This window comes from Streptomyces achromogenes (assembly GCF_030816715.1).
Taxonomy (GTDB): Bacteria; Actinomycetota; Actinomycetes; order Streptomycetales; family Streptomycetaceae; genus Streptomyces; species Streptomyces achromogenes_A.
On the sequence record NZ_JAUSYH010000001.1, the window covers coordinates 4442731 to 4456240 of the forward strand.

A 13510-nucleotide genomic window follows, 5' to 3' on the forward strand; every position below is an offset into this window, starting at 1 on the left:
CACCCCACCTGAACAGCCGAAACGTACTGCCGACAGGCGCTGAACACCCGTACCGGGCGCTACAGCTCCTTACGGAAGCCCTCCGCCGCTTTCAGGAAGATGTCGTTCGCCTCGGTCTCGCCGATCGTCACCCGCACACCCTCGCCCGGGAACGGCCGCACCACGACGCCGGCCTGTTCGCACGCCCCAGCGAAGGCCGCCGTCTGGTCGCCCAGCCGCAGCCACACGAAGTTGGCCTGCGTCTCGGGCACCGTCCAGCCCTGCGCGCGCAGGGCCTCGACCACGCGCAGACGCTCGCACACCAGGGTGCCGACGCGGCCGAGCAGCGCGTCCTCGGCGCGCAGGGAGGCGATCGCGGCCTCCTGCGCGAGCTGGCTGACGCCGAACGGCACCGCCGTCTTGCGCAGCGCCTCCGCGACCGGCTCGTGGGCGATGGCGAAGCCCACCCGCAGACCGGCCAGGCCGTACGCCTTGGAGAAGGTCCGCAGCACGCACACGTTGGGCCGCTTGCGGTACAGCTCGACGCCGTCCGGCACCTCGGGGTCGCGGATGAACTCGCGGTAGGCCTCGTCGAGCACGACCAGCACGTCCCGCGGCACTCGGTCCAGGAAACGTTCCAGCTCGGCCCGCCCGACGACGGTGCCCGTGGGGTTGTTGGGGTTGCAGACGAAGATCAGCCGCGTCCGGTCGGTGATCGCGTCGGCCATGGCGTCCAGGTCGTGGACGTCCCCCGGCGTCAGCGGCACCTGCACGGCACGCGCGCCGCTGATCCGCGTGATGATCGGGTACGCCTCGAAGGACCGCCAGGCGTAGATCACCTCGTCGCCGGGGCCGGAGGTCGCCTGGACGAGCTGCTGGGCGACGCCGACCGAGCCGGTGCCGGTGGCCAGATGCGCGGCCGGCACACCGAAGCGCTCGGAGATCTCGTTCACCAGCGCCGTGCAGGCCAGGTCCGGGTAGCGGTTGAAGGCGGCGGCCGCGGCCGTCACGCTCTCCATCACCCCGGGCAGCGGCGGATAGGGGTTCTCGTTGGAGGACAGCTTGTAGGCCACGGGACCGCCCGCCGCAGCCGGCCTGCCCGGCTTGTAGGTGGGGATACCCTCCAGCTCGGCGCGCAGCTTGGGGCTCGTCTCGCTCACCGCAGTCCTCCTCGTGACACCACCGGCTTCAATACTGCTCACCTTATGAGGATTCGGCCCCGGTGCGAACAGCCGAGGAGCCGGTGACGGAGGACGGACAGGAGCGAGCGGCCCGTCCGGTCCCCTCGGGACGCCAGGACCTCCGCGACTTCTGGGGACGAAGGCGGACGAAGGGGTGGACACCCGGGGGCGCGCCGTGCATATATCTATGCGCCGGTGGCTCACGCCGTGGCGCGCATCCCTCGTGCAGGTGAGTTGAGACCTCTTCGAAACATCGGTGCGTTGGCAGGCTCATCCGCGCCGACACGTCACGTCCTGGGGTTGAAACCGCCAACTGACTTTGTTTCTAGCGCACTTGACCCCCTATCGCCTTGCAGAAACGTGCCTGTCAATGCGTGCATATGCGTCCGCCCTACCCCACCGAATGAGCCCTACTATCGGCTCGCCATGACAGCAGCAGGGAAGCACCAGGTGAGCCGCGCGGAAACCTCACGCCGAGGCAGCCGGCCGGGCCGGGCGGGCATCAGGGACGTGGCCGCCGCCGCCGGAGTGTCCATCACGACCGTCTCGGACGCCCTCAACGGCAAGGGCAGGCTCCCCGACGCCACCCGACGCCATGTCCGCGAGGTCGCCGACCGACTGGGCTACCGCCCCTCCGCGGCCGCCCGAACCCTCCGTACCGGCAAGTCGGGCCTCATCGGCCTGACCGTGACCACGTACGGGGATGAACCTTTCACCTTCACCGAGTTCGCGTACTTCGCGGAGATGGCGCGGGCCGCCACGTCGGCCGCGCTGGCCCGCGGCTACGCACTCGTCATCCTCCCCGCGACCTCGCGCCACGACGTGTGGTCGAACGTCGCCCTGGACGGCACGGTCGTCATCGACCCCTCCGACCAGGATCCGGTGGTCAGCGAGCTGGTCCGGCAGGGTTTACCGGTCGTCTCCGACGGCCGCCCGGCCGGCACGCTCCCGGTCACCGCGTGGGTGGACAACGACCACGAGGCGGCCGTCCTCGACATCCTCGACCACCTGGCCGACGCCGGCGCCCGCCGCATCGGCCTGCTCACCGGCACCACGACCGACACCTACACGCACCTGTCGACCAGCGCCTACCTCCAGTGGTGCGAGCGGGTGGGCCAGGACCCCGTCTACGAGGCCTACCCCGCCCACGACCCGTGCGCGGGCGCCGTGGCCGCCGACCGACTGCTGGCCCGCCCGGACCGCCCCGACGCCGTCTACGGCCTGTTCGACCCCAACGGCACCGACCTCCTCGCCGCCGCCCGCCGCTACGGGCTGCGCGTCCCGGAGGAGCTGCTGATCGTCTGCTGCAGCGAGTCCACGGTGTACGCCAACACCGAGCCGCCCGTGACCACCCTCTCCCTCAAGCCGCGACGCATCGGGACGGCGGTGGTGCAGCTCCTCATCGACGCGATCGAGGGCGTGGAGTCGGAACGGACGGTCGAGCAGGTGATACCGACCGAGCTGATGGTGCGCACGTCGTCCCAGCGCCGCCCGCCCCGCACGACGGTCAGCCCGCCCCGGGCACCCGAGAAGGGGTGAGCGGGACGACCCGCCGGGGGGCGTGCGTGCCGAGTGGGTGCGTGCCGAGTGGGTGCGTGCCGAGCGGGTGCGTGCCGAGCGGGTGCGTGCCGAGCGGATGCGTGCCGAGCGGGTGAACCCGGGGCGCGGGACTCGGTCCCGGGGTGGGCCGCGTCGCGTCAACGCCGGTGAGCGCGCAGCACGTACGGGCGTTTTCCGGCGGGCGGGCAACGCCTCGGACGACGGAGTGCCCGACGGCCCGTCAGACAGGGACCATGGTCCCGGCCGGCCGGTGCGGCAGACCCGGGCAGCTCTCCCGCTCTTCACTTGTCACGTTGCTTCACTTCGTCCTCTGTGGCCACCCGTCCTCAGCAGTCACCGAAGTCACATGCGCCCCGGCCGACGCACTGCGCCTCACCGGTCCCCCATCGGGCGCCGACCCCGCCGACCGGCGGAGCCATCCGGTGGTGCCGTGGTGCGGACACGGTGTGCGTGGGATGGGCGGGGACTGCCGAAGCCCGGGCCAATCGGGGCGAAAGCCGCGACGAACCGGAGCCGCGTCTCGATTCCCCACCCCTGGGTCATCACACGGCGCGATCCGCATTCCTATGATGGGCGCACGGCACCGCGGGCCGCTGCGACCAGGCAGCCCGAAGGGTGCAGATGCGGCGCGATGGTGGAGGGGTCTGATGACTCAGGGGGCCGGTCAGGGACCCGAGGTGGAGCGGACGGCGACGTTGCGTGACTTCCGGGTGCCCGCGTACGTCAACGAGACCGGTCCGTACGACCACGACATCCATCCCGGGAACGCCGCACCGCCTCTCGAGGAGCCGCTCGAGCACCCGGACGGCTACACGCCGACCCAGCGCGACCTGCCCGTCATCAACCGTCGCGGCGACACCCTCCAGGTGAGCGTGGACCCGACGGCCGTGCAGGCCTCGGTGACCGCGACCGGCCCGGGCCCGCTGTTCGTCGTCGGCGACGTGCACGGCTACCTCGACGACCTGATGGCCGCTCTGCGGGAGAAGGGCCTGGTCGACGCCGCCGGCAACTGGTGCGCGGGCACGGCCCGCCTCTGGTTCCTCGGCGACTTCACCGACCGCGGTCCGGACGGCATCGGCGTCATCGACCTCGTCATGCGGCTGTCCGCCGAAGCCGCCGCGGCCGGGGGGTACTGCAAGGCGCTCATGGGCAACCACGAACTGCTGCTGCTCGGTGCCAAGCGGTTCGGCGACACCCCGGTCAACTCCGGCGCGGGCACCGCCACCTTCCAGGCGGCCTGGCTGCTCAACGGCGGCCAGAAGTACGACATGGACCGGCTCCAGGACCACCACCTGCAGTGGATGTCCCGTCTGGACGCCATGGAGGAGGTCGACGGTCATCTGCTCGTCCACTCCGACACCACCGCCTACCTCGACTACGGCGACTCGATCGAGGCGGTCAACGACACCGTCCGCGAAACGATCACGCGTAACGACGCGGACGAGGTGTGGGATCTGTTCCGCAAGTTCACGAAGCGTTTCTCCTTCCGCGACGAGGGCGGCGCCGACGCCGTGCGCTCCCTCCTCGATACGTACGGCGGCACCCGCATCGTTCACGGCCACAGCCCGATTCCCTACCTGCTCGGCGAAGTCGGCTCCGAGGAGGGCGAGGACAACAGCGGGCCGCATGTCGAAGGACCGCACGTCTACGCCGACGGGCTGGCCATCGCGATGGACGGCGGCGTGACGATGGCCGGGAAACTCCTGGTCCAGCAATTGCCCTTGGGTATCTGAGCGTTACGGGATGCTCGCGGTGCGTCACCCATGCCGCTGTCGACCCGTCGGCAGGGCCGCAGGTCAGGGGCCAATTTCGGCAAACCCCCTGTCACGCCATGCCGTCGCCGCTCTACCATCGGTTCATCCGTAGCAGGCTCCCCTCCGTTTCTGCCCGACGGCTCGTTGGCATGCGAGCCCCAAGCCCTACGGAGCATCGGGGGATGCACATGAACAGCGTTCCGCAGCACCTGCACAGCGAGGACCGCCAGGAGTACGAGCGGGTCCTCGACGAGGCGCTGCGCTCCGCCCCACACCACCCGGAACTGGCTGCTGTCGGACAGCGGCTCAACCCCGAACAACTGCGCACCATGGCCCTCAACGCCTCCGCGCTCATCGCGGTGGCCGCGGCGGCCGAATACCAGCACTACGTGAAGATCCGCGAGGAACTGCGCCACCCCGCGCCGACGAACCCGACGACCGTGTCGGGCCCCTCGTCCTCCGCAGGGACCGGCCCCGCGGAGCCGGGCGCGACCGCCATGGGCATCGCCACCAGCATGGGGGAGGCGGCCCAGGCCGCCGAAGCCGCCGGCGCCGGCGCGGTCGCCGCCGTCCTCACCCCCGTCCTCGCCGGGACCGCCGCGGCGATATTCCTCCTCGTCGGCTACATCCTCAGAGTGCTCGACCCCCAACAGGCGTTCGCCCGGACGATGCTCACGGCGGGCTGGGCCTTCGGGGCCGTCGCCGCGGCCGCGATCCTGGTCGCCACCGTCGCGCTGCTGCTCACCGCCCTGCGCAACCGGCCCTCCCTGGAGGCCGGACCGTACAGCGAACTGAGCGAAGAGGTGGACCAGGCCAGAGAGGCCTGGCGGGAAGCCCTGCTGGAACGCGGCATCCTGCCGTTCCTCCGGGAGGCGCTCGCCGCTCCCGGTGCGGTGACCCCCGTGCACAGCGACCCGGTTCCGCCCGCGCCCGTCAGCCGCCTCCCGAAGATCGGCTACGACCGCCCGGGCTTCAGCAGCCCCGACGACGGCCGCTCGGCCGGCTCACGGCCCAGTTTCAGCAGCCCGGACTACTCCAGCCCGGACTTCGGCGGACCGGACCACCAGCCGGAGTAGGGCGTCCGGTTCACGCCCCGGCGACCCGGCCGCCGCGCCGTCAGGTCCGCCACCCGATGCCGGGAGCGCGGGCCGAGGACGGTGCGACGCCCGAGGGCCGGGACGGCCGGAACCGGGACAGCGCCGGCCCCACTGACACCGGCTCAGGCGGTACCAGGGACCGCCCGGGTCAGGGGCGCCGAGGTTCTGATGCCGCGCCCGGGCGGGGGCTCGGGTGTCCTCTGCCCGGCCCCAGGCGCGGACGGTGATGGGAGGGGCGCGTCCCATGACCGGAGGGCGGTCAAAGGCAGTCAGAGGATGCCGGCCTGCCCCGCAGCCGTGATCCAGCTGGGGAACTCGGAGAGAAGCCGGTCGTACAGCTCCTGGTCGGGGACGCCGGCGATGTCGTCGACGGCGAAGAAGCCCACGTTGTCCACACGGCGCCCGGGCAGCGTGTCGAACCGCTCCAGGACCCCGTAGTTGGACCGCCCGAGTCCCACGAACTGCCAGAAGATCGGCTCCTCGACCGCGGCCCGCAGCTCCCGCTCGATCGCTGCGTCCCGGTAGACCCCTCCGTCGGAGAAGAACAGCACCAGCGTCGGAACAGGCGCCGGATTCTCCCGAACGTAGGACCTGACCTGCGCGATCGCCTTCTGCTCCTCGTTCTGGATGCCGACCGAGCGCATGTCGACCTGGCCCGGCTCCATCCCCTTGCGGGGCTTCTTGCCGCGCCGGAACAGGCTCATCTCTCCCCCGCGCACATGCAGCCGCAGCCACTCGGGCAGTTCCCCCAGACGCAGGTCGGGGAGGCGAGCGGCTTCGCTGGCGAACGTCCAGGCCTGCATCTCGCCGTCGTCGTCGAGTTGCGCCACCACCGCCGCCATCCGCTCCACGACGTCCGCCACCACCCCCCGGGAGTACAGGAACGCCATGGAACCGGAGGCGTCGAGGACGAGCACGACCCGGGCACTGATCCCGGCCGCCCCCCGCTTGCTCAGGCTGACGGCGACCTGCTCCTTGCGCAGCGACAGGCGCTTGCGCATGTCCACGGGAAGCCGCTCCTCACCCTTGGACAGCCGGGGACCCGAGGACCCGGCGACCGCCTCCGGCAGGCCCGGGTGAACGGGTGCCCGCGGGGCCGGCGGACCGGCCGGGGGCACACCCGCGCTGCCGACCCTGGGCGCATCCGGACTGCCGACCCGCGGCGTGCCCGGGCTGCCGACCTGAGGCGGCGCCGTCGACTGAGCGGGCGCCTCTTCCTGCTCCTCGTCCACCGTGATCCCGAAGTCGGTGGCCAGCCCCGCGAGCCCGGACGCGTACCCCTGCCCGACCGCCCGGAACTTCCAGCGGCCCTCACGCCGGTAGAGCTCACCGCCGATGAACGCCGTCTCGGTATCGGCCTGCATCTCGAAGCGAGCCAGTTCGGATCCCCCGTCCGTGTGCAGCACCCGCAGTGTCAGACCGCTGACCTGTCCGAAGACGCCGCCGTCGGCCGACGCACACAGCACCACCCGCGTGATGACGCCCTCCAGCGCACCGAAGTCCACCTCCATCGTGTCGGTCGTGAAGCCGCCGGCGCGCTGCTTGCCGAGGTGCCGCACGGCGCCGGATGCATGGCGGGGCTGGTTGTAGAAGACGAAGTCACCGTCGTCCCGCACCCGTCCGTCGGCGGTCAGCAGCAGCGCCGAGGCGTCCACGTCCGGCCCTGCGGCCCCCTCGGACCAGCTGAGTTCCACACGAACGGCGTGCGAGTCGACCGCCAGGTTGGCGCCTTTGCTCATGGATCGCGCAGTCATGAGCCCAGTGAAGCACCGCGACCCCGGTCCCCGGCCGGGTGAGCCTCCCCGGCCGGGCACTTCGGTGAACCGCACCCGGGCCTCAGGACGGCCCGGGTCGTACGTCGACCCCCGCCGTCAGGTGGCCAGGGGCAGATACACCCGGTTCCCGCCCTCCGCGAACTCCTTGGACTTCTGCGCCATGCCCTCCTCGATCTCCGCCCTGCTGCCGCCGTGAGCCCGACGGATGTCTTGGGAGATCTTCATCGAGCAGAACTTCGGCCCGCACATCGAGCAGAAGTGCGCCGTCTTCGCGGGCTCGGCCGGGAGGGTCTCGTCGTGGAACTCCCGTGCCGTGTCCGGGTCGAGGGCGAGATTGAACTGGTCCTCCCAACGGAACTCGAAGCGTGCGTCGGACAGCGCGTCGTCCCATTCCTGCGCGCCGGGGTGTCCCTTGGCGAGGTCGGCGGCGTGGGCGGCGATCTTGTAGGTGATGACACCGGTCTTGACGTCATCGCGATTGGGCAGACCGAGGTGTTCCTTGGGCGTGACGTAGCAGAGCATCGCCGTGCCCCACCAGGCGATCATCGCGGCGCCGATGCCGGAGGTGATGTGGTCGTACGCGGGCGCGACGTCGGTCGTCAGCGGGCCGAGGGTATAGAACGGAGCTTCATCACAGATCTCCTGCTGAAGGTCGATGTTCTCCTTGATCTTGTGCATCGGGACATGCCCCGGGCCTTCGATCATCGTCTGTACATGGAAACGCTTGGCGATCCTGTTGAGTTCCCCGAGCGTCCTCAACTCGGCGAACTGCGCCTCGTCGTTGGCGTCCGCGATGGATCCCGGCCGCAGCCCGTCGCCCAGCGAGTAGGTGACGTCGTAGGCGGCGAGGATCTCGCAGAGTTCCTCGAAGTTCTCGTAGAGGAACGACTCCTTGTGATGGGCGAGACACCAGGCGGCCATGATCGAGCCGCCGCGCGACACGATGCCGGTCTTGCGGTTGGCGGTGAGCGGGACGTACGGGAGACGGACGCCCGCGTGGACCGTCATGTAGTCCACGCCCTGCTCGGCCTGCTCGATGACCGTGTCCTTGTAGATGTCCCAGGTCAGCTCCTCGGCGCGGCCGTCGACCTTCTCCAGCGCCTGATACAGCGGCACCGTGCCGATGGGGACGGGGGAGTTGCGCAGCACCCATTCGCGAGTGGTGTGGATGTTGCGCCCGGTGGACAGATCCATGACCGTGTCGGCGCCCCAGCGGGTCGCCCAGGTCATCTTCTCGACCTCCTCCTCGATGGAGGACGTCACCGCCGAGTTGCCGATGTTGGCGTTGACCTTCACCAGGAACCGTTTGCCAATGATCATCGGCTCGATCTCCGGGTGGTTGACGTTGGCCGGCAGCACGGCCCGGCCCGCCGCAATCTCCTCGCGCACCACCTCGGGAGAAACGTTCTCCCGGATGGCCACGAACTCCATCTCGGGGGTGATCTCCCCACGGCGCGCGTACGCGAGCTGGGTGACAGCCTTGCCGTCCCGTCCACGGCGCGGCAGACGCGGCCGGCCCGGGAACACCGCGTCGAGGTTGCGCAGCCCTCCACGGGGCGAGGTGTGCTTGATGCCGTCGTCCTCCGGACGAACGGGACGGCCTGCGTACTCCTCGGTGTCGCCACGCGAGATGATCCAGTTCTCGCGCAGCGGCAGCAGTCCCCTGCGCACGTCCGTCTCGACGAGCGGATCGGTGTACGGGCCGGACGTGTCGTACAGCGTGACCGACCGGCCGTTGGTGAGGTGCACCTGTCGGACCGGCACCCGGAGGTCAGGGCGATCGCCCTCGACGTATCCCTTGTGCCAGCCGATGGACCTCCCGCCCTCCACATCGTCGACGTCGACCGCGTTGTCGCTGGTGACGTCCTGCATGGAGGCAGGCGTGCGTGCGTCCTTGTTGGTCATGAGACCTACTCCCTACGCCGGCATTACCCGGTAACAGGTTCGGCGGTCGACGCAGCGGCTACCGTCTCCCGACGCCCATGGAAAACATCACTCGATTCGAGAGACGTTTCACGTGAAACATCGCGAAGACGGAGGTCAGCGTCCTCTCAGCCCGGTGCTCCGAGCTCCCGCGTGTGCAAAAGGTGGCTCCACGCTAGCGGTTTATGTGGCGCGGTGAACAGTGGGCCTCTTTCGTTCTTGCGATGATCGGGCGGTGACGACACACCAGCCCCCGTACCCACCGCCTGAGCCGCCCCGCCGGCCTGCCGCCGGAAACGGTCCCGGCGGTGGCCCGGGCACCGGTGCCGCCAACGGCTTCGAACCAGGCCCCGGACGCGGCCCCGGAGATGACCGCAGTGTCGACAGCGGCATGGACACCGGTGTCGGCAGCGGTCACCTTCACGAGCGCCCCCACGGCTCCGGCCCTGATCAGCCACCGGGATACGCCCGCGGGTCGGGGGGCCTGAGCGGTCTGCGCCGTCGGGGTCGTGGTGCGGCTCCGGGCGACCAGGACGGAAGTCCCGGTGGAGCTCCTGCGCAGGGTCGCGGGGACGGGCAGGGAAACCGCCCGGCAGAGCGGGCCGGGGCGGGTTCCGGCCAGCCCACCGGCCCCGGTCCCATGAGCGGCTACGACCAGGACCGCGCACACGTGGCCGGGTACGGACACGTCCCACCCGAGCGGGGAAACCCGCCGGGGCAGCCGTCCGGGTACGGGCGGGGACAGAATCCAGGCAACGGTCACGAACCCTTCCCCGCCCCACCTCGTCACAGCGGTTGGGAAAACAGCCCCGCCGAGCGGCACGACAGCGGCCACGCGCACCGCCACGACGACGCTCAAAGGGCCGGCCACGGCGACGCGCAAGGGTCCGGCCACGGTCACGGCCATGCCTCCCGGCACGGTCACGATGCCGACCACGGTCACGATGCCGTTGCCGGACTGGGCTCCGACGGCGACGGCAGCGGTGGGAGCGGGAGCGGCGGACACGGGCCCGGGCATACGCACGGTCACAGCCACAGCCACGGTCCCGCCGCCCCCGTCTCCCAGCACCTGCGCAAGGTCATCGCGGCCATCCTCATCCCGTTCGGAGCCGCGGTACTGGTCGGGCTCGTGGTGCTGTGGCCCGGCGGAGCCCCCGCGCACGAGCGCACCGGCGTCGGCTTCGACCGGCAGACCCAGCAGGCCACGGTCACCAAGGTGCTGCGCGTGAGCTGCGCGTCGGTGAACGCCTCCGGCGACGCCCCCACCGGGGACACCTCCACGGCCGAAGGATCCTCCGCCCAACAGCAGGCGAGCGGCACCTGCAAGAAGGCCACGATCCGGGTGGACACCGGTGACGACAAGGGCCGCACGTTCACCGAGATCGTCCAGCCCGACCAGTCACGGCAGTTGGAGCAGGGCGAGAAGGTCGTGGTCGCCTATGAGCCCTCCGCGCCGAAGGACCTCCAGTACTCGGTCGCCGACGTGAACCGCCGTGTGCCGATGGCGTTGCTGGCCATCATCTTCGCGGTCGCCGTCGTGGTCGTCGGGCGGCTCCGCGGCGTCATGGCGCTGATCGCGCTGGCCATCAGCTTCATGGTGCTGAACTTCTTCGTTCTCCCCGCGATCCTGCAGGGATCCAACCCACTGATCGTGGCGGTGGTGGGGTCGAGCGCCATCATGCTGATCGCGTTGTATCTCTGTCACGGCCTGTCGGCCCGCACCTCCGTCGCGGTGCTCGGCACGCTCATCTCGCTGCTGCTGATCGGCGTCCTCGGTTCGCTGTTCATCGACTGGGCCTTCCTGACCGGCAACACGGACGACAACACCGGCCTGATCCACGGCCTGTACCCGTCCATCGACATGAGCGGTCTACTGCTCGCCGGCATCATCATCGGCTCGCTCGGTGTCCTCGACGACGTGACCGTCACCCAGACATCGGCGGTCTGGGAACTGCACGAGGCCAACCCGTCGATGGGCTGGCGTGCTCTCTACCGCGCCGGCATCCGCATCGGCCGGGACCACATCGCCTCCGTGGTGAACACGCTCGTCCTCGCCTACGCGGGTGCGGCGCTGCCCCTGCTGCTGCTCTTCTCGATCGCGCAGAGCAGCGTGGGGACGGTCGCCAACAGCGAGTTGGTCGCCGAGGAGATCGTGCGGACGCTGGTGGGCTCGATCGGCCTCGTCGCCTCCGTGCCCGTCACGACGGCCCTGGCGGCCCTCGTGGTCGCCTCGGACCGCCCCTCCTCGGCCGCGGCGCCGACGACGGCTCAGAGTGCGCCTCCAGGGGCATCGACGGCTTCCGCCGGGGCGGCGCCCGCCGGTTCGTCCCCGGCCCGGGGCAGCCGGGGCAGACGACGCAAGCACTGATCGAACCGCCGGACCGGGAAGCCTCCTCGGCACCGACTGCGCAGACCTCGCCCGGACGACGTTCCGCGGCCGGGCGGTCCGTCGTCCGGGCGGCGGCCCGCTGGCGGCCGGACCGCGGAGCGGCCGGACCGGAGGAAACCGGACCGGAGGCAACCGGACGGGGGGCAGCCCGGCAGCACGCGCAGTGCGAGCAGCGTGGATGGCACGAACAGCGCGGGCGCGCCCTGCGTTGCGGCCGCCCCGCAGGCCTCAACGACACGGCCGACGCGGTCCGGCGCGCAAGCAGGGCGGTGCGGGCTGCCATGGAACCGGCGACGCCCACCCTGCCACGCCCGCCAGGAGACGAAGAACCGTTCCTGCGCAACGCCGTCCGCAGCGGGGCATCCCGATCCGGCACCCTCCGTCACCGTCACCTCAGCCGGCGTTCTGCTCCTCCGCCAGGATGCGGTTCAGCGCCTCGTCCAGATGCGCGTCGAAGTCGGCGAGCGCACCCTCCTGGCCGAGCGGGACCACTTTGTCGGTGCGGTCGAGGAAGGCCACGAGCGGGGCCGCCGAGGAGCGGAACAACGCCTGGTCGCCGCCGACCTGAAGCCGGATCAGAACTTCGCCCAGCACGTCGGGTTCCACGGGCGACACCCGGACATCTCCCTCCCCACACGGCCTGCCCACTCCGTCGATGAGCAGCTCGCGCCCGAAAGCCCAGGTCACCGGGGCGTCGCCGGGCAGATGGAAAGTGAGCCGCACGGCATAGGGATCGCACGACTCGTATTCCAGCTCCACGGGGATGCGGAACGAGAGCTCCTCGGAGACGAGGAAGCTCATCATGACCTCTGCCTGTACTGCCTGCACGGACTCGCGCATCGCCTTACCCCGTCATTTGCCTTCGACTGGCCGGGAATGGACCATCTGACACTGCACGCATCTTGCAGAAAGTACACAACAGATCACAAGGAGTGAGTTTTCAGATGCTGATAGAGATGGCGAGCGACCCCAGGAGCCGCCCCACCTCGTTCTGCAGCTCCCGGGCCGCGGGCAGCAACCGGTCGGCGTGATGAGCGGGAAGAGAGATCGCCATGGTGGCGGCCGTGGTACCCACGGTGATCGGAATCGCGGCGCAGACCGTGCCCAGCGCGTACTCCTGCCGCTCCAGGACGGGGTCCATGCGCCGCATGCGTTCCAGGCGCCGCAGTAGGGCGTGGTTGTCCCGCACGGTGTATGGGGTGATCGACTGCGCCGGGTAGCGGCCCAGATGGTCGCGGCGCGTGTCCTCGTCCAGCTGGGACAGAAGGCACTGGCCGATGGCGTGCGCGTGCGCGGTCTCGCGGAAGTCGGCCCATTCCTCCACCGCCGGGTTTCCCGGGGTGTCCGAGACGCACATGATCTCGATCTCGCCCTCGCGGTAGCGGGCGTAGTACACGGGCACACCGATCGAATCGCGCCATTGTGCGAGGGTGTCGGCGACCGTGCTGCGACGTTTCTGCGCCGCTCCGCTGCTGCCGAGCCGCTCGGCGGCCTCGCCGAGGAAGAACAGTCCCTTGTCCCGGCGCAGATAGCCCTCGTGCACCAGGGTGCGGAGCAGGTGGTAGGCAGTGGGCAGTGCCAGGCCGGTCTCCCGCGCCAGTTGCTTGGCCGGAGCTCCGTAGGCGTGCTCGGCGACGGATTCCAGCAGCCGCATGGCGCGCTGCACCGAGCCGATCAGGGTGCCCGCCGGATGCGGCGGGCCGGGAACCCCGGTGTTCGGCGGGCGTTGGAGGGGAGGCGCCGGGGAGCGCGGCTGGTCGGGAGGCGCGTGCGGCTCTGCGGATGCGGTGTCAGCCATGGCCAAGGATCACTCTCGAAGGGCGAGGGGGTGGTCCGTGCGGGGAACACGGGT

At 70.5% G+C, this 13510-nt stretch carries 9 protein-coding genes; 4 read left to right on the forward strand and 5 right to left on the reverse strand.

The genetic code is table 11. From position 1 onward, the window contains the following. Window positions 1-59 precede the first annotated feature (59 nt). Entirely contained in the window at window positions 60-1139 is a 1080-nt protein-coding gene (gene hisC, locus QF032_RS19925) for a histidinol-phosphate transaminase (RefSeq protein WP_307044443.1), read from the reverse strand. Between the two features lie 447 nt (window positions 1140-1586). On the opposite strand from hisC, the gene QF032_RS19930 reads away from it, so the two are divergent. The 3 genes from QF032_RS19930 (at window position 1587) to QF032_RS19940 (ending at window position 5550) form a co-directional block, all read left to right on the forward strand. Continuing rightward, entirely contained in the window at window positions 1587-2699 is a 1113-nt protein-coding gene (locus QF032_RS19930) for a LacI family DNA-binding transcriptional regulator (protein WP_307044445.1), read from the forward strand. Between the two features lie 668 nt (window positions 2700-3367). Then, the gene (locus QF032_RS19935) at window positions 3368-4453 is read left to right on the forward strand and encodes a metallophosphoesterase (protein ID WP_307044447.1); all 1086 of its coding nucleotides are present in this window, start codon (window positions 3368-3370) and stop codon (window positions 4451-4453) included. A gap of 203 nt (window positions 4454-4656) precedes the next feature. After that, window positions 4657-5550: a hypothetical protein gene (locus QF032_RS19940; RefSeq protein ID WP_307056885.1), complete on the forward strand. Its 894-nt coding sequence runs from the start codon at window positions 4657-4659 to the stop codon at window positions 5548-5550. Between the two features lie 290 nt (window positions 5551-5840). Here the strand turns inward: QF032_RS19940 and QF032_RS19945 are convergent, their stop codons facing one another. Beyond that, entirely contained in the window at window positions 5841-7325 is a 1485-nt protein-coding gene (locus tag QF032_RS19945) for a VWA domain-containing protein (protein ID WP_307056887.1), read from the reverse strand. Window positions 7326-7442: 117 nt separating this feature from the next. Further along, window positions 7443-9251, reverse strand: a complete 1809-nt coding sequence (thiC, locus tag QF032_RS19950; RefSeq protein ID WP_307056889.1) for a phosphomethylpyrimidine synthase ThiC — start codon at window positions 9249-9251, stop codon at window positions 7443-7445. A 658-nt stretch (window positions 9252-9909) separates the two neighbouring features. Here thiC and QF032_RS19955 point away from each other — a divergent pair. Further along, window positions 9910-11637 (forward strand): YibE/F family protein, encoded by a 1728-nt coding sequence (locus tag QF032_RS19955; protein WP_307056890.1) that lies wholly within the window; start codon window positions 9910-9912, stop codon window positions 11635-11637. 414 nt (window positions 11638-12051) lie between these two features. Here the strand turns inward: QF032_RS19955 and QF032_RS19960 are convergent, their stop codons facing one another. Continuing rightward, window positions 12052-12498, reverse strand: coding sequence for an SsgA family sporulation/cell division regulator (locus QF032_RS19960; RefSeq protein ID WP_306950448.1), 447 nt, complete (start codon window positions 12496-12498; stop codon window positions 12052-12054). A gap of 100 nt (window positions 12499-12598) precedes the next feature. Next, on the reverse strand, window positions 12599-13456 hold the full coding sequence (locus QF032_RS19965; protein ID WP_307044457.1) for an IclR family transcriptional regulator: 858 nt from the start codon (window positions 13454-13456) through the stop codon (window positions 12599-12601). Between the last annotated feature and the right edge of the window lie 54 nt (window positions 13457-13510).

Bases quoted from the DNA above. Each gene is read 5' to 3' on its own strand.
- QF032_RS19930 (WP_307044445.1), top strand. From the start codon at position 1,587: ATGACAGCAGCAGGGAAGCACCAGGTGAGCCGCGCGGAAACCTCACGC.
- QF032_RS19935 (WP_307044447.1), top strand. From the start codon at position 3,368: ATGACTCAGGGGGCCGGTCAGGGACCCGAGGTGGAGCGGACGGCGACG.
- QF032_RS19940 (WP_307056885.1), top strand. From the start codon at position 4,657: ATGCACATGAACAGCGTTCCGCAGCACCTGCACAGCGAGGACCGCCAG.
- QF032_RS19945 (WP_307056887.1), bottom strand. From the start codon at position 7,325: ATGACTGCGCGATCCATGAGCAAAGGCGCCAACCTGGCGGTCGACTCG.
- thiC (WP_307056889.1), bottom strand. From the start codon at position 9,251: ATGACCAACAAGGACGCACGCACGCCTGCCTCCATGCAGGACGTCACC.
- QF032_RS19955 (WP_307056890.1), top strand. From the start codon at position 9,910: ATGAGCGGCTACGACCAGGACCGCGCACACGTGGCCGGGTACGGACAC.
- QF032_RS19960 (WP_306950448.1), bottom strand. From the start codon at position 12,498: ATGCGCGAGTCCGTGCAGGCAGTACAGGCAGAGGTCATGATGAGCTTC.
- QF032_RS19965 (WP_307044457.1), bottom strand. From the start codon at position 13,456: ATGGCTGACACCGCATCCGCAGAGCCGCACGCGCCTCCCGACCAGCCG.